Source organism: Bordetella flabilis (genome assembly GCF_001676725.1).
GTDB lineage: Bacteria > Pseudomonadota > Gammaproteobacteria > Burkholderiales > Burkholderiaceae_B > Bordetella_C > Bordetella_C flabilis.
The window spans coordinates 4,458,424-4,481,405 of sequence record NZ_CP016172.1 but is presented as its reverse complement, the minus strand read 5'-3'; the positions used below and the strand labels follow the sequence as shown (position 1 = coordinate 4,481,405).

At 67.3% G+C, this 22,982-nt stretch carries 21 protein-coding genes; 14 read left to right on the top strand and 7 right to left on the bottom strand.

From position 1 onward, the window contains the following. Positions 1-23: 23 nt before the first annotated feature. The 5 genes from BAU07_RS19915 to pcaD form a co-directional block, all read right to left on the bottom strand. On the bottom strand, positions 24-836 hold the full coding sequence (locus BAU07_RS19915; RefSeq protein ID WP_066661415.1) for a formate/nitrite transporter family protein: 813 nt from the start codon (positions 834-836) through the stop codon (positions 24-26). Positions 837-923: 87 nt separating this feature from the next. After that, positions 924-1,283 (bottom strand): nitrite reductase small subunit NirD, encoded by a 360-nt coding sequence (gene nirD / locus BAU07_RS19910; protein ID WP_066661413.1) that lies wholly within the window; start codon positions 1,281-1,283, stop codon positions 924-926. Further along, entirely contained in the window at positions 1,280-3,841 is a 2,562-nt protein-coding gene (gene nirB / locus BAU07_RS19905; RefSeq protein WP_066665581.1) for a nitrite reductase large subunit NirB, read from the bottom strand. The genes nirD and nirB overlap by 4 nt, the downstream gene beginning before the upstream one ends. Positions 3,842-4,184: 343 nt before the next feature. Continuing rightward, positions 4,185-4,688, bottom strand: coding sequence for a GNAT family N-acetyltransferase (locus tag BAU07_RS19900; protein ID WP_066661411.1), 504 nt, complete (start codon positions 4,686-4,688; stop codon positions 4,185-4,187). A 10-nt stretch (positions 4,689-4,698) separates the two neighbouring features. After that, on the bottom strand, positions 4,699-5,478 hold the full coding sequence (pcaD, locus tag BAU07_RS19895) for a 3-oxoadipate enol-lactonase (protein ID WP_066661408.1): 780 nt from the start codon (positions 5,476-5,478) through the stop codon (positions 4,699-4,701). A gap of 293 nt (positions 5,479-5,771) precedes the next feature. Here pcaD and BAU07_RS19890 point away from each other — a divergent pair, with 293 nt between their 5' ends. Next, a complete protein-coding gene (locus tag BAU07_RS19890; RefSeq protein ID WP_066661406.1) occupies positions 5,772-6,674 on the top strand; it encodes a hypothetical protein in 903 nt (300 codons plus the stop codon). A 121-nt stretch (positions 6,675-6,795) separates the two neighbouring features. Here the strand turns inward: BAU07_RS19890 and BAU07_RS19885 are convergent, their stop codons facing one another. Then, positions 6,796-7,581, bottom strand: coding sequence for an IclR family transcriptional regulator (locus tag BAU07_RS19885; RefSeq protein ID WP_066661404.1), 786 nt, complete (start codon positions 7,579-7,581; stop codon positions 6,796-6,798). Between the two features lie 168 nt (positions 7,582-7,749). On the opposite strand from BAU07_RS19885, the gene BAU07_RS19880 reads away from it, so the two are divergent. From BAU07_RS19880 to BAU07_RS19830, 11 genes are all read left to right on the top strand, one after another. Continuing rightward, positions 7,750-9,144: an MmgE/PrpD family protein gene (locus tag BAU07_RS19880; RefSeq protein ID WP_066661403.1), complete on the top strand. Its 1,395-nt coding sequence runs from the start codon at positions 7,750-7,752 to the stop codon at positions 9,142-9,144. A 108-nt stretch (positions 9,145-9,252) separates the two neighbouring features. After that, complete coding sequence (locus tag BAU07_RS19875) at positions 9,253-10,215, top strand: Bug family tripartite tricarboxylate transporter substrate binding protein (protein WP_066661402.1); 963 nt, start codon at positions 9,253-9,255, stop codon at positions 10,213-10,215. A gap of 20 nt (positions 10,216-10,235) precedes the next feature. After that, on the top strand, positions 10,236-11,153 hold the full coding sequence (locus BAU07_RS19870; protein ID WP_066661401.1) for an alpha/beta fold hydrolase: 918 nt from the start codon (positions 10,236-10,238) through the stop codon (positions 11,151-11,153). Next, entirely contained in the window at positions 11,150-11,881 is a 732-nt protein-coding gene (locus tag BAU07_RS19865) for a maleate cis-trans isomerase family protein (protein ID WP_066661400.1), read from the top strand. Before BAU07_RS19870 ends, BAU07_RS19865 begins: the two co-directional genes overlap by 4 nt. A 16-nt stretch (positions 11,882-11,897) precedes the next feature. Then, positions 11,898-12,863, top strand: a complete 966-nt coding sequence (locus tag BAU07_RS19860) for an ornithine cyclodeaminase family protein (protein ID WP_066661397.1) — start codon at positions 11,898-11,900, stop codon at positions 12,861-12,863. A gap of 50 nt (positions 12,864-12,913) precedes the next feature. Next, on the top strand, positions 12,914-14,032 hold the full coding sequence (locus tag BAU07_RS19855; protein WP_066661395.1) for an NAD(P)/FAD-dependent oxidoreductase: 1,119 nt from the start codon (positions 12,914-12,916) through the stop codon (positions 14,030-14,032). 203 nt (positions 14,033-14,235) lie between these two features. After that, positions 14,236-15,288, top strand: coding sequence for an Ldh family oxidoreductase (locus BAU07_RS19850; RefSeq protein WP_066661389.1), 1,053 nt, complete (start codon positions 14,236-14,238; stop codon positions 15,286-15,288). Positions 15,289-15,323: 35 nt separating this feature from the next. Continuing rightward, positions 15,324-16,295, top strand: a complete 972-nt coding sequence (locus BAU07_RS19845) for a Bug family tripartite tricarboxylate transporter substrate binding protein (RefSeq protein WP_066661387.1) — start codon at positions 15,324-15,326, stop codon at positions 16,293-16,295. A gap of 33 nt (positions 16,296-16,328) precedes the next feature. Continuing rightward, positions 16,329-17,099 carry an MBL fold metallo-hydrolase gene (locus BAU07_RS19840; protein ID WP_066661385.1) on the top strand — a complete coding sequence of 257 codons (771 nt, stop codon included), beginning with the start codon at positions 16,329-16,331 and terminating at the stop codon, positions 17,097-17,099. A gap of 19 nt (positions 17,100-17,118) precedes the next feature. Beyond that, positions 17,119-17,862, top strand: coding sequence for an ABC transporter substrate-binding protein (locus BAU07_RS19835; RefSeq protein ID WP_066661383.1), 744 nt, complete (start codon positions 17,119-17,121; stop codon positions 17,860-17,862). A 119-nt stretch (positions 17,863-17,981) separates the two neighbouring features. Then, positions 17,982-18,920, top strand: coding sequence for a bile acid:sodium symporter family protein (locus tag BAU07_RS19830; protein ID WP_066661379.1), 939 nt, complete (start codon positions 17,982-17,984; stop codon positions 18,918-18,920). Positions 18,921-19,000: 80 nt separating this feature from the next. Here the strand turns inward: BAU07_RS19830 and BAU07_RS19825 are convergent, their stop codons facing one another. After that, positions 19,001-19,891, bottom strand: coding sequence for a LysR family transcriptional regulator (locus tag BAU07_RS19825; RefSeq protein WP_066661378.1), 891 nt, complete (start codon positions 19,889-19,891; stop codon positions 19,001-19,003). Between the two features lie 159 nt (positions 19,892-20,050). Here BAU07_RS19825 and BAU07_RS19820 point away from each other — a divergent pair, with 159 nt between their 5' ends. Together BAU07_RS19820 and BAU07_RS19815 are read left to right on the top strand one after the other, a co-directional pair. Then, complete coding sequence (locus BAU07_RS19820) at positions 20,051-21,610, top strand: class I adenylate-forming enzyme family protein (protein WP_066661376.1); 1,560 nt, start codon at positions 20,051-20,053, stop codon at positions 21,608-21,610. 270 nt (positions 21,611-21,880) lie between these two features. Then, positions 21,881-22,873, top strand: a complete 993-nt coding sequence (locus tag BAU07_RS19815; protein WP_066661374.1) for a Bug family tripartite tricarboxylate transporter substrate binding protein — start codon at positions 21,881-21,883, stop codon at positions 22,871-22,873. The last annotated feature ends 109 nt before the right edge of the window (positions 22,874-22,982 follow it).

Sequence of the window (22,982 nt, the reverse complement as noted above, 5' to 3'; positions counted from 1 at the left end):
TTTCCTGTGCGGGCGCCAGCTTGCTAGTTGAAGCCGCGCTTGGGGGCGGTCTTCATGTGCGTCGTATAAAGCGTCAGGCCGGTGAGGGATATGCCGCCGATCAGGTTGCCCAGCACGGTGGGGATCTCGTTCCAGATCAGGTAGTCCATGGCGGAAAACTGGCCGCCCATGATCAGCGCGGAGGGGAACAGGAACATGTTGACCACGGAGTGCTCGAAGCCCATGGCGAAGAACAGCATCACCGGCATCCACATGGCGATGACCTTGCCGCTGACACTGGTGGAGATCATGGCGCCAACCACGCCCAGGGAAACCATCCAGTTGCACAGCATGCCGCGCACGAAGATGGTCAGCATGCCGGCCGCGCCGTATTCCTTGTAGCCGAGCGTGCGGCTTTCACCGATGTGGGAAATCATCTCGCCCACCTTGTTGGGCGGCGTGGAAAAGCCGTAGGTGAATACGATGGCCATCAGGAACGCGACGGTCAGCGCACCCAGGAAGTTGCCGACGAACACGATGCCCCAATGCTTGAGGATGCCCTTCAACGTGACGCCAGGGCGCTTTTCGAACAGCGCCAGCGGCGTCAGCACGAATACGCCCGTAAGCAGGTCGAAGCCCATCAGGTAAAGGATGCAGAAGCCCACCGGGAACAATGCGGCCCCCAGGATGGCGGAGCCGGTCTGCGAGGTCACGGTAACGGCGAAGACGGCCGCGATGGCCAGGATGGCGCCGGCCATGTAGCTGCGGATCAGCGCATCGCGGGTGGCCATATACAGCTTGGATTCGCCGGCATCCACCATCTTGGTGACGAATTCCGAGGGGACGATGTAGGACATGAGGGTTTCCTGAACGTTTGGGATAAGAAAGTGCGCGGGCAAGGATTGGAGGATCGGGCTGGCGGATCCGGACAGTGCGCCGGGGGCTCAGCGCATTTCGACGGTGTCCCCGTTGAACCGTGCCTGCCAGGTGCGCAGGCGCTGGTCGGGATACTCGACGCATTGGCCGTCGCGCAGCCGGAAGTGCTGCTTGTAGAGCGGAGAGGCGACGACCAGGTCGCCGGCGATATGGCCGACGATGCCGCGGCCGATCACATTGGCGCCCGATTTGGGATCGCGGTTCTCGACGGCGTATAGCGTCTGGTCCTCCGCGTCCGGGACGTAGAACAGCGCGACCTGCACGCCGTCGACCAGGGCGACGACGCCGGAGTTGCCAACCAGGTCGCGGCGGGTGCAGGCGGGGCGCCACATGGGCCCGTTGCGGCGGGGTAATGTCGTTGCGGTCATTGCGTGAGCTCCTCGACGATGGGAATGACGCGGTCCCGGGCCGGCTCGGCCGGACGCGGCTGTCCGCGTTCCTCGACGAAGCGGATGTCGGGATCCGGGCTGCGGTCGTTGACGAAGGTGCGGAAACGCTTGAGCTTTTCCGGGTCTTTCAGGGCATTGGCCCATTCGCATTCGTAGCGGTCCACCACCAGCTGCATCTGGGCTTCCAGTTCGGCGCCCAGGCCCAGGCTGTCGTCGATCACCACGGCCTTCAGGTAGTCCAGGCCGCCTTCCAGCCCGTCGCGCCAGACGGCGGTGCGCTGCAGCTTGTCCGCGGTGCGGATATAGAACATGAGCAGCCGGTCGATGTAGCGGATCAAGGTGTCGTCATCCAGGTCCGTGGCGAACAATTCCGCGTGGCGCGGCCGCATGCCGCCATTGCCGCATACGTACAGGTTCCAGCCTTTCTCGGTGGCGATGACACCGACGTCCTTGCTCTGGGCTTCGGCGCACTCCCGCGTGCAGCCGGACACCGCGAACTTCAGCTTGTGGGGCGCGCGCAGGCCCTTGTAGCGGTCCTCGATGCGCAGCGCCATGCCGACGCTGTCCTGCACGCCGTAGCGGCACCATGTACTGCCGACGCAGGACTTCACCGTGCGCGTGGCCTTGCCGTAGGCATGCCCCGTCTCGAAGCCGGCGGCGATCAGTTCGGTCCAGATGTCGGGCAATTCATGCAACTGGGCGCCAAACAGGTCGATGCGCTGTCCGCCCGTTATCTTGGTGTACAGCCGGTACTTCTTCGCCACCGCGCCGATGGCCAGCAGCCCGTCCGGCGTGATTTCCCCGCCCGGTATGCGGGGCACGATGGAGTACGTGCCGTTCTTCTGCATATTGGCCATGAAGGTGTCGTTGGTGTCCTGCAGGGGCACCAGGCCGGGGTCCTGGATGGGACGGTTCCAGCAGGACGCCAGGATGGAGGCCACGGCCGGCTTGCAGATATCGCAGCCCAGCTTGCCGCGCCCGTGCCGCGCCAGCAGTTCGTCGAAGCTTTCGATGCCTTCGACACGCACGATGCCGTACAGCTCCTGGCGGGTGTACGGGAAGTGCTCGCACAGGCTTTTATCGACCGCGACACCGCGGTTGGATAGCTCGTGCTCGAACACCTGCTTGAGCAGCCCCGCGCAACCGCCGCATCCCGTGGCTGCCTTGGTGCAGGCCTTGATGCCGGCGAGGTCCGTGCATCCGCCGTCTATCGCCGCACAGATGGCGCCCTTGCTCACGTTGTGGCACGAGCAGATGGTCACCGTCGCCGGCAGCGCGTCGGGACCGAGCGCCGGCGCGGCCTTGCCGGCCGGCATGATGAGGCCGGATGGGTCGGCTGGCGGCGCGATCCCGTTCTGCGCGTATTGCAGCAGCGTGTCGTAGTAGCTGTTGTCGCCCACCAGCACGGCGCCCAGCACGCGCTTGCCGTCGGCCGAAACCACCAGGCGGCGATAGCTGGCGTTGGCTTCGTCGATGTAGCGGTAGCTGACCGCGCCGGCTGTCTTGCCATGCGCGTCGCCGATGGAGCCGACGTCGACGCCCAGCAGTTTGAGCTTGGTCGACATGTCGGCGCCCGTGAAGGGCTGTGCCTCGCCGCCGCAGAGCTCCGCCGCGACGGTACGCGCCATCCGGTAGCCGGGCGCCACCAGTCCGAAGACGGTGCCGTTCCAGACGGCGCATTCGCCGATGGCGTAGATGTGTTCGTCGCTGGTGCGGCAGCGGTCGTCGATCGCCACGCCGCCGCGCTCGCCCAGGGTCAGCCCGGCCGCCCTGCCCAGGCCGTCGCGCGGCCGGATGCCGGCCGAGAACACCACCAGGTCGGTTTCCAGCGGCTCGCCTTCCGCGAAGCGCATGCAGTGGCGGTAGCGCGTGCCCGGCTTGATCGACTGCGTGGCGCGCGACAGATGCACGCGTACGCCCAGCGCTTCGATGCGTGCCTTCAGGGCCGCGCCGCCGAAGTCGTCCAGCTGCACCGGCATCAGCCGCGTGGCGAACTCGACGACGTGGGCTTCCAGGCCCAGGGACTTGAGCGCATTGGCCGCTTCCAGGCCCAGCAGGCCGCCGCCGACCACCACGCCGCGGCGCCCGCCTGCCGCCGCGGCGCGGATCATGTCGAGATCGTCCAACGTGCGATAGACCAGGGACGACGTGCCTTCGGCGCCAGCCACGGGCGGGACGAAGGGAAACGAGCCGGTGGCCAGCACCAGCTTGTCATAGGGCTGGCGGCCTTCGGCGGTGACGATTTCACGTTGGTGGCGATCGATCTCCTGTACGCGGACGCCCAGGCGCAGCGTCAGGCCGGGCCGTTCGTAGAAGGCCGCCTCGCTCAGCGCCATGGATTCGGCGTCGCGGCCGCTCAGGTATTCCGACAGGTGGACGCGATCGTAGGCCCGCAGGCTTTCCTCGCCATAGACAACGATGCGATAGCGGTCGAGCGCGCCCAGGTTCAGCAGTTGTTCGACGCAATGGTGGCCCACCATGCCATTGCCGATAACGACCAGGGTCTGCATGGGGCGGATAGAAGGCGCTGCGTTCATGGATATCACCGGGCGATTCATATGCGGGATTCGAAAGACAAAAAGGCGCCCGGGACCGTCAGGTCAGGGGCGCCATTGCCTGTCATGCACGAGTTGTGGTGCCGGGATGGCCCGGCATCACAACCAATGCAATATCCATGCCAGTTTGTTGTCAGTTCGCCGGGCGCCCGTTATTCGTCGCCGCGGCAGGCGCTTTCCCGGTACGCGCGGATGTTGCGATGGGGAGGGCGTGCGGCAAGGCGGCATGCGGGGCCGCATCGCCAGCGGGGCGTGGTGCGCCATGACGGTGCCGGGATGCGCGCCCGGTGCACTTTCTTGGGGCGGCGCACCGCGGCGCGCTGCCTTATGGGAGCAGCCGTGCCATGATCACGATGTCTTCGTACGCACCGTCCAGGCAGCGGCCCCTGCGCTTCAGTCCTTCCCTGACGAAGCCGTGGGCTTCATAGAGGCGGCAGGCCGCATCGTTGCTCGCATAGACTTCCAGCTCCAGGCGTTGCAGGCCAGCCTGGCGCGCCGCCCCGGCGCCGGCTCGCAACAGCGCCTTGCCAACGCCACGGCCGCGCCAATCCGCGTGTACGCCCATGCCCACGACACCCGTGTGCGCGAAGCCGGGGTGGGTGAGCGGCACGATATCGCACCATCCTATGACGGATTCTTCCGCGACGGCGACCAGGTGCGGGTTGCCGCGTTCGATGTTGCGCAGAACGAAGTCCTGCGTCTGTTCCAGCGAGGGTGCTTCCAGGAATGCCAGGTAGCGGCGCTCGCGGGCGACGGCGTCCAGCGTCCGGCGGTAGCCGTCGATATGGGCGGGGCTTATGGGAAGGATGCGGTAGGGCGGCGCGGACATCTTCGATGGATCAGCCGGCCAGGAAGTCCAGCACCACCTGCGTGAACGCGTCGGGGCGTTCCCAATTGGACAGGTGCGACGCGTCCAGTTCGTGATAGCGGGCGCCGGGAATCGCCGCGGCGAGTTCACGGCCCTGCTGCGGCGTGGCGGCGACGTCGTGCGTTCCGGAAATGACCAGCGTGGGCGCGGTGATGCGTCCAACGGCGGGGCGCAGGTCCAGGTCGCGCAGCGCCGCGCAGGCGCGGGCATAGCCTTCGTCATCGGTGCGGCGAAGCATGTCCACCAGGACCTGTGCCAGGCCCGGTTCGGCGTCGCGAAACTGCGGCGTCAGCCAGCGTTCCGTGATGCCGGTGGCCATGTTCTCCAGTCCGTCGGCGCGCACGGCCCGCATCCGCGTTTGCCAGCTTTCCACCGTGCCGATGCGTGCGGCCGTGTTGCACAGGATCAGTTTGCCGACGCGGTCCGGTTGCGCCAGCGCCAGCCCCATGCCGGTGGGGCCGCCCATGGAGAGGCCGCAGAAGTGCACCTGGTCGATGCGCAGATGATCGAGCAGGTTGATGATGTCCGTCGTCAGCGCGGCGAACGCATAGTCCTGCGCCGGGACGGCCGAGCGTCCGTGGCCGCGCGTGTCGTAGCGCAGTACCCGAAAATCGCGCGCGAACGCCGGCACCTGGCGCGCCCACATATCGGCGCAGGTGCCCAGCGAATTGGAGAGCATCAGGACGGGCGCGTCCCGCGGCCCGTCGACCATGTAGTAAAGGCGGGTCTGCGCGAGGTCGGCGTAGGGCATGACGAAGTCCTTGGCGAAAGCAGTGAGGATCGAAGTGGCCCGGCGGGGCCGCCATGCATCTTAGCAATTGCGAGCGTCCGGCTTGCGGCCTCGCGCCGGGTGGGACATCGCGTTGGACATGGCGCGCTGCCCACGCCGGTGGGCAATTCAAAAGGAAAGTCCTTTGGATAAACACGCCTCGCCGCATTCTCTCGCAAGCTGCGCGTTGCGATCGTCGGGTACCAGCCATCGTACGGCCTGCGGCACTCGTTGGCCCGGCTTGCCGCGTCGCGGTCCAACCTGGGAGAGACATCATGAGGCATCTGTTGCTGGACGCCGCGGTCGCGGCGAGTATGGGCCTGGCCGCCAGTGCGGCGCATGCGCAGCACACCGCGCGGGATATGTGGCACCTTTACCAGTCGACGCCCGCGGATTGCGGCTCCAGTACAAGGCCGGCCTTCCTGTGTTCCGGTATCGTGCTGCGTGTCACCGTGCCGGGCAACGGCTACTACTCCTGGCATCCCGCGCCCTTATCGGACCAGGACGGCGGCGTGTCGTTCTCCTATATCCGCAAGGATGCGAAGTTCATCAGGTTCAAGGGCAACGAGACCAACGGGTTCACGCTCTATCCCCTGCTGGGCGACTATAAATACCAAGGGCCCGACACGAAGGGCAAGCTCGACGTGCTTTGCGCGTTCCCCCTGGATGCATGGACGAACGGGCGCGGCCCGGTGGGCGGCTGCGGCGCGAATCCAACCTATCCCGCCGGCGCCCCGTGCCAGAAGCAGGGCATCACGACGGCCGCGCAATGGCTGGCGCACTACCAGCAGGCCCAGCAGGTCGGCCAGCCGCCTTACTACTATCAGTGCGGCTTCGACGTCAGCGACGAATCGAGCAATACCGCGCCCGCGTTCGCGCAAATGCTCCAGGCCATGAGCCTGCTGGGCAACGCTTCGTTGTACGAACAGAACGAGATCCGCATCAAGACCTGGCCGGATAACTGGAATACGCAACTGCCCATTCAGTCCTTCTTCTACCTGGATACCGGCGGCTCCCAGGGGTTGAGCAATGCCCAGAAGGACCAGAAGGACTACTACACGGTCACCAAGGGCGGCTTCATTCCCATCGTGAAGATCACGGTGCCGCAGCAGGCTGGCCAGGACTACGATTTCCACTTCCTGCCGGGCGACCAGGCCGTGCCGATCCCGGCTTCGTAAACACATCCCCAAGGGGACCCCCGGCCGGCGTCCGGGTGCGATGTGCCCACGCTTCCGCGCCCGGCGGCCCGGACGCGTCACGCCGCCACGCCGCCCGAACGGCGGCGCTCGCCCACGCGCGTCAGGACCACCCCAGGCGCCGGGTCAAGGTGGCAGCGGCTTCGCGCAACAGGCCGATCAAGGCCTCCTGCCTGGCTGGATCGAAGCGGAAATCCGGAATGGTCAGCGTGAGGTTGCCGCGGACGTCGCCGCGCGCATCGAAGAAAGGCACGGCCAGGCCATAGGCCCCCGGCGCGCGCTGGGCGTAGCTCGCCGCATAGCCGTCGGCGCGTATGCCTTGCAAAGCATGCAGCAATTCTTCGCGGTCGAGGGGACGGCCGTCCAGCGGCGAAGGCTCGCCGCGTTGCATGACCTGCTCGATTTCCTCCGCACTCAGATAGGCCAGCAAGGCGCGCCCGGTCGCGCCCCATGCCAGCGGTTCCAGCCGGTTCTTCTCGATGCGATAGCGCAGGGGATGCGCCGGCGACGCCGACAACGAGAAAAACATCTTCAGCTCGTCGCGCACCAGCAAGGTCAACAGCACCGTTTCATCGGTCTGGTCGCGCAGCGATTGCAGGATGGGATCGGCGACCTGGTTGATCGGCATCTCCGAGGCCAGCCGGCCCGCCAGGCGGTACAGCTCGATACCGGGCATGTAATGGCCGTCTTCATCCTGGGTGACGAAGTTCAGCGGCTTGCACAAAGTGAGCAGGCGATGCGTCGTGCCGCGCGGCAGGTCGAGGCTGCGCGCCAGTTCGTTAAGGCCCCAGCGTTCCTTCTCCGCAAAGCCGCTCAGGATGCGCAGCACCCGGTTGACGGTGCCGTGCCCGGAGTCCGGTTCGGCTGTGGGCGCTTCGGGCTGTTTCATATCGAGGCGAACTCCGGAATACGGCTGCATGTTCGGCCGAAGGGCTGCTTGACATCGGACGTGCCAGGAATATATAGTCCGTTCAACGATACAATAGTTCGATAAACGGAACAACCCCTGGCGCGACGCCATGCGCGTCGGCCTTGGAATGGCACAGGAGACAAGCGCATGCCAGCAGCCCTTTCCGGATACGCCGACGTGTCCTCACCCGTGCCGGATCCCCGTTCCGCCGCCATGACCGGCCCCAGCGTCGCCCAGCAGTGGGCCGCTTTCATCCACGCGACCGATTTCCAGGCGCTGCCCGCCGACACCGTGGCGCGCGCCAAGTCGCGCCTGCTCGATGCCGTTGCGACTGCCCTGGCGGCGCGCGACCTGCCCGTGCCCACCGTGGCGCGCCGGTTCGTGCAGGCCAACCACGGCCCTGCCAGCGTGATCGGCCATGCCGAACGCCTGCCCGCCGTGGACGCGGCGTTCGTCAACGCCACGCTGGTCAATGGCTGCACCCACGATGACTTCCTGGCCAAGTCCCATCCCGGCGCGATCGCGATCCCGGCGGCCCTGGCCGTGGGCGAGGCGCGCGAGGCCGATGGCCGCACCCTGCTTGCCGCCATCGTGGCTGGCTACGACATCATGGCCCGGGCCTACCTGGGCGCGCCCGGCATGCTGCCGGCATTTCGCGGCAGCGGGGTGGCCGGCGCCATCGGCGCGGCCGCCGCGGCCGGCAAGATGATGGGCCTGGACCGCCCGCAACTCGTCAACGCGCTGGGCTGCGCCGCCATGTTCGCGTCGGGCTTCGGCGAGGGGTTCCGCGCGGGCACCATGGATGTGAAGCTGAACGTGGGCTGGGCCAGCCGCAGCGGCGTCTCCGCCGCGGAGCTGGCCGCCGCCGGCGCAACGGCATCGCCGCTGGCCTTCGAAGGCGAATCGGGCTACTTCCGGGCGTTCGGCGGCACGGCCGAACATGCGGCGGATGCCACGCGGGACCTGGGGCGACGTTTCCTGATCGACGACGTCGTATACAAGGAGCGGCCGGTATGCATCTTCGTCCAGACGCCGGTGCACCTGGCGCTGACGCTGAAGGCTCGGCACGGCTTCGATCCGGCGCGCATCGATCGCGTCACCATCCGCGCGCCATGGCTCACCCTGACCAATCCCGGCTATACCAACGTCGCGCCCCACCAGACGCCGCTGAAGGCGCGCATCAGCGCCCGCTTCACCGTCGCCGCGGCGCTGCTGGGCCGGCCGGTGGATGAGTACAGCTACTACGAGCAGACGACGGATGCGCAGGTGCTTGCGCTGTCCGACAAGATCGTGCTGCTGGATCCGGCGTCCGACCAGGACGGACGCGTCGACCTGGAAGTGTTCTGCGCCGGCAGCGCCTACCAGGCCAGCGGCCTGGAAATGGACAGCCTGACGCCGACCACCGACAAAATCGTTGCCAAGTTCCGGCGGCTGACGGCCCATCTGCCCGCCGGGCGCGCCGAGCAACTGCTGCAGACGATCCTCGCGCTGGACGACGTGAAGCATCTTTCAGAGCTGGCCGCGTTGTTGCGGCCGGCATGATGTCCGCCAGTGTTTTCCATGACGTCCGGACGATCTGCGCATGACCTTCCGGAAAACCCCCAAGAGTCCCGCCCACAGGGACAAGCCGACAATATCAGGAGACAGACAATGAAAATCGCCAGCCTCATGGCGGCGGGGATCGCGGCGTGCCTTTTCGGCGCGGCCTCGCATGCCGCCTACCCGGACCGTCCCATACACGTGATCGTGCCCTTTCCGCCGGGCGGGTCGACCGATGTGGTGACCCGCATTGTGGTCGCCAAGGCCCAGGAGCTGCTGGGACAGAACATCATCGTGGAAAACCGCGGCGGCGCGGGCAGCATCATCGGTTCCGACTACGTCGCCAAGGCGGCGCCCGACGGCTATACCTTGCTGGTGGGGCAGACCGCCTTCGCGGTGAACGCTTCGCTGCGCGAGAAGCTGCCGTACGACACGATCAAGGACTTCACCCCCATCGCGCTGATGGCCGACCATCCGGGAGTATTCCTGGCGCAGTACCAGAAGCCCTACGACACCTTCCAGGAATTCGTCGCGTATACCAAGGCCAATCCCGGCAAGGTGGTGTTCTCGTCGGCGGGGACGGGCAGTTGGCCGCATCTGGCCATGACCATGCTGGCCAAGCAGGCGGGGCTGCAGATGGTGCATGTGCCCTATCAGGGCACCGGCCCGGCCAAGGCTGACCTGATCGCGGGCCGCGTGGACGTCAAGATCGAGGCCTATGCGACCTCGATGGGCATGGTGAAGGACGGCAAGCTGAAGGTGCTCGCCGTGACCAGCGCCCAGCGCGACCCCGTGCTGCCCAATGTGCCCACCATCGCCGAGCTGGGTTATCCCGGCTACGAGACCTCGTACTGGATCGGGCTGCTGGGTCCGGCCGGGCTGCCGCCGGATATCAAGGCCAAGCTGGAGAAGGCTTTCATGCAGGCGGTGAAGGATCCCGAGGTCGTACAGAAGCTGGACGCGCAGACCATCCACCCGCATGCGGCGTCGTCGCAGGAGCTTGCTGCGCATATCCAGAAAGAGATCGACAAGTGGGCCGCCGTGATCAAGGACAGCAACATCGACAAGCAGTAGGAACTGGAAACGGGACGGTCATGGACAAGATCACAGGGACGGCGGGCGGCATGCGGCAAATGTCGGTGGCCGCGCCGGGAACGGCCTACCAGCAGGCCCGCCGCAACGAAGGCCGGGCCACGGTCGCGCCGGGCGTGGAGATCGCCTACGTCGTCGACGACTACACCGACGGCTGGACTTCGCCGCCCGTCGTGATGCTTCTGCACGGTATCGCCGAATCCGCGGAAGCCTTCGCGGGCTGGGTGCCGCAACTCGCCCGCCGTTGCCGCGTCATCCGCGTGGACCTGCGCGGCTATGGCCTGTCGTCCGCCGTGGACGCGCGGGAAGAGCTGACAATCGGGGCGCTGGCCGACGATATCGATGCGCTGGCCCGCCATCTGGGTGAGCCGGGCATCCACGTCGTCGGCGCGAAGCTCGGCGCGCAGGTGGCGCTGGAACTGGCGCAGCGGCAAGTCGGCTGGATGGCATCGCTTACGCTGGCCGGGGTCCTGATTTCCCCCGGCGGCGCCCTGGGCAAATGGGTGGAGGACTGGTTTCGGCTGGTCGACGAATCCGGCGTACAGGGCTGGGCGCGGGCCACCATGCCGGGCCGCATGGGCAGCGCGCTGACGGCCGCAGCCACCGAATGGTGGACTCGCTACATGGGCCTGGCCCCCGAGTCGACCGTGAAAGCCTGCTTCCGGATGCTGCCGCGCCTGTCGGAACCGACGCGGCTTGAAGCAATATGCTGCCCGACGCAGGTGGTGGTTGCCGTGCAGCCCGAACGTCCCGGCGCCTACGACCAGCGCCAGCCCGTCGCCGAGGTGAGCCGCTGGCAACGCCGCATTCCCGGTTCGACCCTGGTCGAGCTGCAGGCGGATTCCTACCATATCGCCGCCACGCATCCCGACGCGTGCGCGGCCATTGCTCTGCGCTTTATAGAAAGGATCACATCATGATGGGATGGCGCGGCCGCATCGGCTTTCTGGTGCCTCCGGGCAACCCGACCGTGGAGCCGGAAATGGCGCAACTGGTCCCCGAGGGGGTGTCGCTGCATTTCACGCGCATGGTGGCCCATGGGCTGACCGGCGCCCATGCCGGGCAGGAAGACCGCAATCGCACGCAGATCGCGCATCTGCCCGAGAACGTCGCCTTGCTCGCCATGGTCAAGCCCGGGGTCATGGTCATGGCGCACACCGCCACCAGCTACACCCTGGGCAAGCAAGGCGAAGCGGAGTTGATCGATCGCATGGAGCAGGCGCATGGCATCCCGTTCATCACCGCCTTCGGCAGCGTGATCGCCGCCCTGGCGCACCTGGGTGTCCAGCGTGTCGCCTACGCCACGCCCTACAACGAAGCCACCACGCTGCAGGGGCGGGCACACCTGGAGGCCCATGGCCTGGAGGTGGTGGCCCACGGCATCCTGCCCAACGTGGTCAATATCTATGACGAGATCCCGCAGCGCGCCTACGCGCTGGGCCGGCAGGTGGACCATGCGGATGCACAGGCGCTGTTCCTCAGCGGCGTGGGCATGCCTACCGTGGATGCGATCAACCTGCTGGAGCGCGACCTGGGCAAGCCTGTCATTTCCAGCGCGACCGCTATGATGTGGAATGCGTTGCGCGTGATCGGCGTGCGCGACGGAGCGCCGGACGGCGGACGCCTGTTGTCCCGGCCGACGGCCTGACCAAAAGGATAGCGGCATGGTGCTTTACCTCAACGAATCGGACGTGCGTCAGTTGCTGACCATGCCGGCCACCATCGACGCCGTCGAACGGGCGTTCGCGGCCCGGGCGCGCGGCAAGGCGTTCGACATCCCGCGCCGCCGTACACGTCAACCAGGCGGGCATCTGCATATCCTGCAGGCGTCGGCGCCCGAGCTGAACCTGATCGGCTACAAGGCGTACTACAACCAGCCGGGTCGTCCGATCAACACCCTGCTGCACATGATGAATCACGCGCAGGGCCACACGGAAGCCATCATGCAGTCGGACTGGCTCAGCCAGATCCGCACCGGCGCGGCCACCGGGGTTGCAGCGCGCTACCTCGCTCATCCGGATGCGCGCGTGCTGGGGCTGTTCGGGTCCGGCCGCCACGCCGTCACGCAGCTGGAGGCGGTCTGCGCGGTGCGCGATATCCAGGAGGTGAAGGTCTTCGGCCGCGATGCCGCGCGTGTGGGCGCGTTCTGCGACAAGATGGCCGGACGCGTGGCGGCCACGGTGCGGCCCGCGCAGTCCCGCGAGGAGACCGTACGAGGCTCGGACATCATCGTCACCATGACAAAGTCCGCGGAGCCCCTGTTCGACGGGCGCTGGCTGGAGCCGGGGCAGTTCATCGCCGCCACCGGATCGAACGCGCTGGACCGGCGCGAGATCGATACCGAAACCGTGCGGCGCGCCGATGTGATCGTGGTCGACTCGCGCGAAGTCGCGCAGGGCGAATGCGGCGATCTGCTGCCGGCCTACGAAAACGGGTTGGTCTACTGGGAAAACCTGGCGGACATGGGGGACGTGGTGACCGGCCGCTGGCCGGGCCGTACTTCCGAAGCCCAGATCACGCTGTTCGAGTCGCACGGCATGGCGGTCCAGGACCTGTATGCCGGCGCGGTCGCGCTGGACCTGGCGCGCGAACGGGGCATGGGCCTGGCCTTGCCGATCGGCACGGCCTGAGGCCCCGGTGCGCGATGCCGGCGGACGGCCGCGCGGAATAGGAGACAAGCGTGCATAACATTGATTGCGCCGTCATCGGCGCGGGCGTGGTGGGATTGTCGATCGCGCGCGAACTCGCGCTGGCCGGCCGCGAGGTGGTCATCCTGGAGGCGGAGAACGCCATCGGGACCCAGACCAGCGCGCGCAACTCCGAGGTCATCCATGCGGGCATTTCTTATCCCGCCCAATCCTTGAAGGCCAGGCTTTGCGTGCAGGGCCGCGACGCCTTGTATGCCTATTGCGCGGAGCGCGGGGTGGGCCATCGCCGCATCGGCAAGCTGATCGTTGCGACGACGGCGCTGGACATGCCGGGCCTCGGCAAGTACGTGGAGCAGGGGCGGGCTGCCGGCGTGCATGATCTGCGCATGGTGGAGCCGGCCGAGCTCAAGGACATGGAGCCGGAAGTCGAGGCCGTGGCCGCGGTGTATTCGCCTTCGACCGGCATCGTCGACAGCCACGCATTGATGCTGGCCTATCTGGGCGACGCCGAGAACGCCGGCGCCGTGCTGGCCTTGAACAGCCCGGTGCTGGGCGGCCAGGTCACCCCCGATGGCATCGTGCTGCGGGTGGGCGGCGCCGAGCCCATGGAGGTGTTGTGCCGCGATGTGGTCAATGCGGCGGGTCTGTACGCGCACAAGGTGGCCGCCTCGTTGGGCGGCGTGCCTCGTCCCGCCGTGCCCGCGGTCCACTATGCCATCGGCCGCTATTACACGATGAGTGGACGCTCGCCGTTTCGCCATCTGGTGTATCCGGTCTCCCGCGTGTCCCATCTGCGCGTGCATGTCACCCTGGACCTGGGCGGGCAGTGCAAGTTCGGGCCGGACCTGGAATGGATAGACCGTGTCGACTATCACTTCGACGAAAGCGCGGAGGCGGATTTCTACGAAGGCATTCGCCGCTATTACCCGGCCCTGCCGGATGGCGCGCTGCAGCCCGGCTACACCGGTATCCGGCCGCGCCTGGCCGGGCCCGACGAGCCGCTGCATTCGGGCGCCGCGGATTTCATCGTGCAGACCCAGGCCGTGCACGGTGCAAAAGGCCTGACGAATCTGTTCGGCATCGAATCTCCCGGGCTGACTTCCTCGCTCGCGCTGGGCCGCCACGTCGCCGCCCTGGTCGCCAAGGACTGATTGCGCACCGCTGCCCATCACGGCGCCAGCCCGTACCGGCCACGGCGCGATGCGTGCATGGCAGCGGCGCCGGCGCTACGCCATAGTTGCGTTTGACGCATCAATCGGCCGAATATTTGCGCTTTACCAAATAGGCGCGCGTGCGCATCATGCTGGCCATGCCGCCTCCAGGGCGGCTTTTTCCTTCAGGACGATCCCCAGCCATGAACGCGCCCGCCAAAGACAAGACTCTATTCACCGAGGCCGAGCTCAACGACTTGGGCAGCCGCGCCTTCCAGGGCCTGGGCCTGCCGGCCGCCGACGCGGCGGACGTGGTGCGCGTCCTGGTGCTGGCCGACCTGTTCGGGCTTTCCACGCACGGACTGAGCCGCATCGAGTCTTACGGTGAGCGCCTGCAGGTGGGCGGCATCAATGCGCGTCCCCGCATCACCGTGGAGACGGTTGCGCCGGCCTTGCGGCGGGTCGACGGCGATAACGGCGTGGGCCCGCTGGTCGGCATGCATGCGCTGCGCGCGGCGATGGCAGCGGCGGAGACCTGCGGCGTCGGCGTGGCCTTCGCACGCCAGAGCAATCATTTCGGACCCATCTCCCCTTATGGCCTGATGGCGGCGCAGGCGGGCTACGCCAGCGTCATCGGCAGCAATGCCACCACGACCATCGCACCCTGGGGCGGCAGCGATGCGCGGCTGGGCAACAGTCCGCTCGGCTTTGGCGTGCCCAATCCCGGCGGCGATCCCTTCCTGCTGGACATGGCCATGAGCGTGGTCGCCCGCGCGAAGATACGCGCCGCGCTCAAGCGCGGCGAAGCGGTCCCGGACAGCTGGGCCACCGACGCATCCGGCCGGCCCACCACCGACCCCAGGGCGGCACTGGATGGCTTCCTGTTGCCGATCGGCGGCCACAAGGGCTATGGGCTGGCATTGCTGGTGGATTTGTTCTCGGGCCTGCTGTCCAACGCGGCCTACCTGACGCACGTCAAGTCCTGGGTGGACGCGCCGGACGAACCGCAGAACCTGGGCCACTTCTTCATCCTGATCGATACGCGCCGCCTCGGTTCGACGCAATGGCTGACCGACCGCATGAAGGACTTCGCCGCCATCCTGCATGCCAGCGCGCCCGCGGATCCCCGGCGGCCGGTGATCGTGCCGGGCGAGATCGAGCTGGACAAGATGGCGCGCCAGCGCCAGGAGGGGATCGCGCTGGATCCCGCCGTGGTCGCCTTGCTGCGCAGCCATGCTGCCAAGGCGCCCGCCTGAGGCGCGGGACCCCGCAACACCGGACGGAGACACACATGAAAAAAATCCAGGCCTGGCTGGGCTTCCTCCTGCTGGCCATCGCCGGCTCGGCCGCTCATGCGGCGGACTACCCCAGCAAACCCATACGCGTGATCGTGCCCTATGTCGCCGGCGGCGCCGCCGATATCACCGCGCGCGTGATCGCACAGAAAATGTCCATGAGCATGGGCGTGGCGCTGGTGGTCGAGAACAAGCCGGGCGCCAATGGCATGATCGGCACCGACTTCGTGGCCAAGTCGGCGCCCGACGGCTATACGCTGCTGCTGGACGCAAGCGGCCCGCTGGTGGTCAATCCCGCGCTGTATGCGAAGACGCCTTACGACCCGGTGCGGGATTTCGCGCCTATCACCCAGATCGCCAGCTATCAGTATGTGCTGGTCGTTCCGCGGCAGTCGTCCATCCATAGCCTGGACGACCTGATTGCCCAGGCGCGTGCCAAGCCGGGGCAGCTTAGCTACGGCTCCGCGGGCGTCGGCGCGGGCGGCCACCTCGCCGGCGAGCTGCTGGGCTTGATGACCGGCACGCAGTTGGTCCACGTCCCGTACAAGGGCAATGCACAGGCGCTGACCGATGTGCTGAGCGGCCAGCTTTCATTTACCTTCGATACGGTTGTCACGGCGGCACCGCATATCCAGTCCGGCCGCCTGCGCGCCTACGCGGTTTCCGGTCCGCGTCGCGCCGGGGTATTGCCCGACGTCCCCACCATGGAAGAGTTGGGCTATAAAGGCTACGCCGTAACGCAGTTCCAGGGTTTGCTGGCGCCGGCGGGCACCGACCCCGGGATCATTGCGCGCCTGCATGACGAGGCCGTCAAGGCGGCGCGCATGCCAGACGTGGTGCGCAAGCTGGAAACCGAGGGCGGCAATGACATGGTGGCGGGCACGCCGGAGGAATTCGCCGAGCTGATCCGCTCGGACCTGGTGCGCTATCGCAAGCTGGTCGAGGATGCGCACATACCGAAGCAGTAGGCCGGCATGCCGCGCGGCCAGAGGAGTGATCGAATGTACAAGCTGGATGTCTTGATCAACGGCTATCCCGGGCGCAGCCTGTTCCACGGCAGCCTCGGCTGGAGTACCACGACGCTGCTGCGCGGCGAAGGTCGCCACATCCTGGTGGACGTGGGCGCCTTCGGCGCGCGCCACCTGCTGGCGCGGCAACTGGCGGAGCTGTCCGTGTCGGCGGCTGACATCACCGACGTGGTGCTGACGCACGCCCACTACGATCACTCGGTGAATTTCACCCTGTTCCCCAACGCCACGGTGTGGATCGGCGACCGCGAGCTGGCCTGGGCCGCTGCGCAGCCGCCCGGGTTCGATCCCTTGCCCGAGCTCTACGTGCGCGAATTGTCGGTATCTCCGCGGGTCCGACGCATCGCCGACGGCGAATCCTTCCTGCCCGGTTTTACCGCCATGGCGTCGCCCGGGCACACGCCCGGCCATCTGCTGTTCTACGTGACCGCCGCCGCGCAGCCGCTGTTGTTCACCGGTGATGCCGCCAAGAACCGCGCGGAACTTCTCAGCAAGACCGTGGCGGACACCTACGACATGGCGGTCAGCCAGGCCACCCTGGAACTGATCTGGGAAACGTGGCGGCGCACGCCCGACACACTGCTCATCCCGGGGCACGACCTGTGCATGCGCCTGGACGACCAGGGCCTGCCCGTCTATGTGGGCGAGCGGCGCGCGGCGCTCAACGCCTGGTTCGGCCAGAACCTGGAGCCCACTGTCATCGACCTGTGCTGCGGCGGCGAAACGGCCCGCTACAGCGCCTGATTCCACTTCGAGGCCCGATATGCCGCTCGATCCGCAAACGATTTCCCGCTTTATTCCCACCGGCACGCTGCGCGCGTCCATCAATGTCGGCAACCCCATCCTGGCACGGCGCGACGCTGCGAGCGGCGAGCCGGCCGGCGTGTCCATCGACCTCGCGCGCGCCTTCGCCGAGCGGCTGGGCGTGCCGCTGGAACTCGTCGTGTTCGACAGCGCCGGCAAGTCGGTCGACGCCGTGACGGCGGAGCAGGCGGACATCGGCTTCTTCGCCATCGATCCGCTGCGCGGGCAAGGCATCGCCTTCACGGACGCCTACGTATTGATCGAGGGCGCCTACCTGGTGCGCGACGAATCGCCCCTGCGCGATCGCGCCGAAGTCGACCGCGCCGGCCACCGCGTGACCGTCGGCAAGGGCAGCGCCTATGACCTCTACCTGACCCGTGAACTGAAGCAGGCGCAGATCCTGCGCGCGCCCACGTCACCGGCCGTGGTGGACACCTTTCTGGCGGAAGGCACCGAAGTCGCCGCCGGGGTGAAGCAGCAGTTGGAAGCGGATATGCGCCGGCTGCCCGGGCTGCGCCTGCTGCCCGGCAGCTTCATGGTGATTCGCCAGGCGATGGGCCTGCCCAAGGGACGCGGCGAAGCGGCGGCGGATGTGCTGCGTGCCTTTGTCGAGGAAATGAAGGCCAGCGGCTTCGTGGCCGAGGCCCTGCGCCGGCACGGCATCGAGGGCGCGGCGGTCGCCCCGCCGGCATCGGGCGCGTAGCCGTCGCTGCGCGCGGGCCCGGAACCCCGCCGCGCCCCATGTCCGGGCCGCGGCGGGGCCGGAGGTTGCTCCGAGTTGCCGTATATTACGGCCTTCGCTTGCGCCCCTGGAGCCCGTACGTGCAGCCTCTTGCCCGTTTCAGCCGTTTCGTCGGCAATACTTTCGCCGTCTGGGTGCTGCTCTTCGCAGCGCTCGCCTTCTACTATCCCGAAACGTTCAAGGGCATAGGCCCGTATATTGTGCCGCTGCTGGGCATCGTGATGTTCGGCATGGGGCTGACGCTGTCGAAGGCGGATTTCCGCGAGGTTACGCGGCGGCCGCGCGACGTGCTCATCGGCGTGCTGGGCCAGTTCATCATCATGCCGGGCCTGGCCTGGGTATTGGCCAAGACGCTGGACCTGCCGCCCGAAGTGGCCGTCGGCGTGATCCTGGTGGGCTGTTGCCCGGGCGGCACGGCGTCCAATGTGATGACGTTCCTGGCGCGCGGCGACGTGGCCTTGTCGGTGACGGTGACCTCCGTGACGACGCTGCTCGCGCCCATCATCACCCCGGCGTTGATCTATCTGCTGGCCAGCCAATGGATCGACGTGAGCGCGGCGGCCATGTTCTGGTCCATCGTGCAGGTCGTGGTGCTGCCGATCGCGCTGGGCGTACTGGCCCAATACATCCTCCGGGACAAGGTGCAGGTCGGCGTCGCGGTGCTGCCGCTGGTGTCCGTGGTGGCGATCGTGGCCATCGTGGCCGCGGTGGTGGCGGGCAACCAGGCCCGCATCGCGACCAGCGGGCTGATGATTTTCGCGGTGGTGGTGCTGCATAACGGGCTGGGACTGCTGATCGGCTATGCGCTGGCCAAGCTGTGCGGCATGAGCGTGTCCAAGCGCAAGGCCATTTCGATCGAGGTGGGCATGCAGAATTCCGGCCTCGGCGTGGCGCTGGCGACGGCGCACTTCTCGCCGCTGGCCGCGGTTCCCAGCGCCATCTTCAGCGTATGGCACAACATATCGGGTCCGATGGCGGCAACGCTGTTCAGGCGGTTCCGGGATTCGAACGCCGCCTAGGCGCCCGGTGGCCGCCGGCGCCGGCCATGCAGTGAAAGCCCCGCATCCAGCGCGGTAAGGGCTGTTGGCCCCGACGCCCTTCAGCGTCGCGCGGCCAGCGGTTCGACCACACGGTTCACGAAGGCGTCCAGCGCCGGGTTGTCATGCCTGGCGCGCCAGGCCAGGTATATCTCCGCGTACAGGTTCTTCTGGGCTATGGGCAGGAACACCACGCCTTCCAGCCGCAGTTCTCGCGCGGAATCCGGCACGATGCCGACGCCCAGACCGGCACGCACCAGTCCAAGCAGCGTATGCGTCTGGCTGGCATGTTGCACGTAATCCGGTTCCACGCCGGCCTGGCCCAGCGCGCCCGCGATGCGATCATAGAAATACTTGCCTTCACTGGGCGCATAGGCGACGAATGGCTGGCGGTGCAGCGCGCGCAGCGGCACCGCGTCGTAGACGGTCAGCGGGGATTTGCGCGGCGCCGCCAGCACCAACGGCTCGCGTTGCACCAGCCGATGCGCCAGCCCGTCCTGGCGCGGCAGGTGGCGCGCCAGCATGGCGTCGAGCTCGCCGGCCTCCAGCAGGCGTCCCAGGTCGGTCGATACCCGTTCCCGTAGTTCGATGTCGACGTCCGGAAGGACTTTGCGCGCCTTCATCACGAGGGCCGGCATCAGTCGATACGAGGCCACGGCCGTGAAGCCCAGGGTGATATGGCCCGCCTCGCCGCCCGAGGCGCGACGCGCGCTCGATGTGGCGCGCGCGGCGAAGGCCAGAAGATGGCGCGCATCGCGCAGGAAGCTGCGTCCCGCCGCGGTCAGCCTGACGACGCGGCTGCTGCGCTCCAGCAGCGTAACGCCCAACCGCTGTTCCAGCAGCTGTATCTGCCGGCTCAAGGGGGGCTGCGTCATGCACAGCCGGGCCGCGGCACGGCCGAAGTGCAGTTCCTCGGCCACGGCCACGAAGCATTCCAGTTGACGCAGTTCCATTGATACAAGCCTTGTATTGATCCTCCCGGTTTATAGCTTGATCCTGATCGTGCGGCGACAGGGGGCACGGAATAGGGCAGGCGCCCGGCGTGTTGTAGCAGTGAACCCGGCCCTCCGACACGTGGCGAGCCGGCCGCTACCCGCTGCAAGGAAGCACCGATGCCTCTCTCTGTCCCATTCCGCTCTCTGCCGCCCGGCGGCACGCTGCTGGACCTGGTCAAACCCTCGGACCGCACCGCGTTGACCAAGGACATGCGCCACTGGACCTGCGAAGCCATCTGCATAGGGGCGGAGCGGGTGGCGGCCGGGTTGCTGGCCGCCGGGGTGCGTCCGGGCGACCGTGTCGTGCTCCACCTCGGCAATGGTCCGGAGATCCTGATCTCCTACCTGGCGTGCTTCAGGATAGGCGCCATCGCCGCCCCGATGAACCTGCGCTACAAGACCCTGGAGCTCGAAGCGCAACTGATGCGCCTGCGTCCGGCGGCTTATATCGGGGACGCCACCCACTATCGCCTGGTCAAGGATTTTCCGCATGCCACATTGGATCGCGCCATGCGCTTCGTGGTGGGGGAGGTGCAGGATGACCTGGCGCACCCTTGGGAAGCGCTGAAGGATCAGGGCGGCACCGTCCGGCTGCCCGCGCCGGACCCGGACGGCGTGGCCGTGCTGTTGTCTACCTCCGGCACGACGGGCCGCTCGAAATTCGTCGCGCACAGCCAGTCGACCCTGCTCCAGGCCACGGAGCGCTGGAAGCTGCATGGCATGGACCCCGGGGATGTCCTGGCCCTCTTCCTGCCCATGGTGCACGTCAGCGGCCTGTTCTCCAGCATGCTCTGCCTGTTCAATGACATCGCCATGGCCCTGTCGGACCCCGCCAACCCCGATGGCATCCTCGATACCGTAGAGATGGCACGGTGCACGCATCTATTCACGTTTCCAGCGGTGGCCGTGTCCCTGATACAAAGGCAGCGGGCGCGCCCGCGGGATGTGAGCTCCCTGCGCTGCTGCATCACTGCGGGCGACGTCTGTCCGGATGCCGTCCAGCGCGACTTCCCAGCCACCTTCGGTCTGCCGCTGCGCACGACGTGGGCGTCGACCGAAGGCTTGGGGTGCCTGATTGGCGCCACGCAACCCGGGCCCGGCAGAACGGCGCCCGGCGTGGAAATCAAGCTGGTCGATACGCAAGGCAATACCGTTCCGGCCGGCGCGCCCGGTGAGGCCATTATGCGGGGCGCCAATGTGGCCCTGGGCTATTGGGAGGGGCCGTCGCAGCTGCGCCGTTTTCCGGACGGCTGGTACCCCACTGGCGACATGATGCGGCAGGAGGAGGACGGCAGCTTTTCATTCGTCAGCCGCATTAAGGATCTGATCATCCGGGGCGGATCGAACATTTCGCCGGTGGAAGTCGAGCAGGTCCTGCTTACGCATCCCGATGTGGCGGAAGCGGGCGTGGTCGGGGCGCCAGACGAGGTCCTGGGCCAAAGGGTCGCCGCGTTGCTGCGCCTGCGCGCGGGTGTGCCGGCGTCCCGGCTCGCCGACATCGTGCCGGAGATCGCTTACGCCCTGGCCGATTACAAGCTTCCCGAAGTCGTGAGGGCAGTCGCGTCCCTCCCCCGCAATGCCCTGGGCAAGGTCGAGCGGCACCTGCTGCTGGATCTTGCGACCCGCCCGATTGACGACCATGGCGCCATGCCGCAACCGGCTGCGGGGCTGCCATAGCCGCCGGTGCGTCGTCCCGGGCCAGAGCCGCCGGCAGAATGGGGATAGAGCCGTGCGTCCATCGATACAAGCCTTGTATTGATCGTTGCTATTTATAGCTCGATCGGTCAATGGTGGAGATTCCTTCCTATACTGCCTGCGTCACATCGTGCGGTGCGCTTGCATCCGGTGGCGCGGCAGCGTCGAGGCGGGAACCGGCGTCGACCGGACCCGTCCATTGCGCGCGGCGCCGCCAGTGCGCCGCGGACATTCAATCGGAAGGAGACAAAAATGAAAACCAAGCTATTTGCACGCCTGCGGCTGTGGGTCGGCGCGGCCGCCTTCACGCTGGCCGCCGTGCTGCCCGGCGCGGGCCATGCCGCTGAGAGCTATCCCTCCCGCCCCATCAGCCTGATCGTGCCGTTTTCGCCCGGCGGCGGAACCGATATTTCCGCACGGCTGCTCGCCGCGGCCTTGAGCCAGCAATTGGGCGCCTCCGTGGTCGTGGACAACCGGCCCGGCGCCGGCGGACAGATCGCCGCCGACCTGGTGGCGCGCGCGAACCCGGACGGCTATACGCTGCTGTTCGCCAACTCCGGCATGCTGGCCATCAATCCATGGCTGTACAAGCTGCACAGCGACCCGGCGCAGGCCTTCGCGCCGGTCTCGATGTTCTCCGACCTGCCGTTCGCGCTGGTCGTGCCGCCCACCTTGCCCGCGAAGACCGTGGCGGAACTGGTCGCGCTGGCCAACTCGCAGCCGGGCGCCCATACCTACGCCAGCTCCGGCACCGGCGGCGCGCCGCACCTGGCCGGAGAGATCTTCCAGCAGGCCACTGGCGTGCAACTGGTGCATGTGCCGTACAAGGGCGGCGGCCCCGCCATGACCGACCTCATGGCCGGCCGCGTCGACATGCTGTTCGCGTCGGTGCTGGAGACCATACCGTACGTCAATGCCGGCAAGCTGCGCGCGCTGGCGGTGACCGGGCCGACGCGTTCGCCGGTCATGCCGGATGTTCCTACGCTGGACGAAGCCGGCGTGCATAATGCCCAGACCGGCTCCTGGACGGCAGTCCTGGCTCCGGCCGGGACGCCGCCTGCGATCGTCGAGAAGCTCTCGCTGGCCATCCGGGCGGTGGCGGATATGCCGGACGTCAAGGAGAAGCTGGTCTCGCAAGGCGCGGTGGCGCACGGCTCGACCCCGCAAGAGCTGGCGCAGATCGCCGCGCGTGAACGGGCCCGCTACGGGCAGATCATCCAGTCGCGCAACCTGCGCGTCGAATAGCGAGGGCCCGGTGCCTTTCCCATCGTCATCGTCATTGCCATCATCCTTGTCCTCTTCCTCTTCATCGGTCTCCTCCGCCAGGATACCCGCCAGCACGGACGATCGGCCC

Coding starts and splice junctions, on each gene's coding strand:
- BAU07_RS19915 (WP_066661415.1), bottom strand. CDS start 836: ATGTCCTACATCGTCCCCTCGGAATTCGTCACCAAGATGGTGGATGCC.
- nirD (WP_066661413.1), bottom strand. CDS start 1,283: ATGACCGCAACGACATTACCCCGCCGCAACGGGCCCATGTGGCGCCCC.
- nirB (WP_066665581.1), bottom strand. CDS start 3,841: ATGAACGCAGCGCCTTCTATCCGCCCCATGCAGACCCTGGTCGTTATC.
- BAU07_RS19900 (WP_066661411.1), bottom strand. CDS start 4,688: ATGTCCGCGCCGCCCTACCGCATCCTTCCCATAAGCCCCGCCCATATC.
- pcaD (WP_066661408.1), bottom strand. CDS start 5,478: ATGCCCTACGCCGACCTCGCGCAGACCCGCCTTTACTACATGGTCGAC.
- BAU07_RS19890 (WP_066661406.1), top strand. CDS start 5,772: ATGAGGCATCTGTTGCTGGACGCCGCGGTCGCGGCGAGTATGGGCCTG.
- BAU07_RS19885 (WP_066661404.1), bottom strand. CDS start 7,581: ATGAAACAGCCCGAAGCGCCCACAGCCGAACCGGACTCCGGGCACGGC.
- BAU07_RS19880 (WP_066661403.1), top strand. CDS start 7,750: ATGCCAGCAGCCCTTTCCGGATACGCCGACGTGTCCTCACCCGTGCCG.
- BAU07_RS19875 (WP_066661402.1), top strand. CDS start 9,253: ATGAAAATCGCCAGCCTCATGGCGGCGGGGATCGCGGCGTGCCTTTTC.
- BAU07_RS19870 (WP_066661401.1), top strand. CDS start 10,236: ATGGACAAGATCACAGGGACGGCGGGCGGCATGCGGCAAATGTCGGTG.
- BAU07_RS19865 (WP_066661400.1), top strand. CDS start 11,150: ATGATGGGATGGCGCGGCCGCATCGGCTTTCTGGTGCCTCCGGGCAAC.
- BAU07_RS19860 (WP_066661397.1), top strand. CDS start 11,898: ATGGTGCTTTACCTCAACGAATCGGACGTGCGTCAGTTGCTGACCATG.
- BAU07_RS19850 (WP_066661389.1), top strand. CDS start 14,236: ATGAACGCGCCCGCCAAAGACAAGACTCTATTCACCGAGGCCGAGCTC.
- BAU07_RS19845 (WP_066661387.1), top strand. CDS start 15,324: ATGAAAAAAATCCAGGCCTGGCTGGGCTTCCTCCTGCTGGCCATCGCC.
- BAU07_RS19840 (WP_066661385.1), top strand. CDS start 16,329: ATGTACAAGCTGGATGTCTTGATCAACGGCTATCCCGGGCGCAGCCTG.
- BAU07_RS19835 (WP_066661383.1), top strand. CDS start 17,119: ATGCCGCTCGATCCGCAAACGATTTCCCGCTTTATTCCCACCGGCACG.
- BAU07_RS19825 (WP_066661378.1), bottom strand. CDS start 19,891: ATGGAACTGCGTCAACTGGAATGCTTCGTGGCCGTGGCCGAGGAACTG.
- BAU07_RS19820 (WP_066661376.1), top strand. CDS start 20,051: ATGCCTCTCTCTGTCCCATTCCGCTCTCTGCCGCCCGGCGGCACGCTG.
- BAU07_RS19815 (WP_066661374.1), top strand. CDS start 21,881: ATGAAAACCAAGCTATTTGCACGCCTGCGGCTGTGGGTCGGCGCGGCC.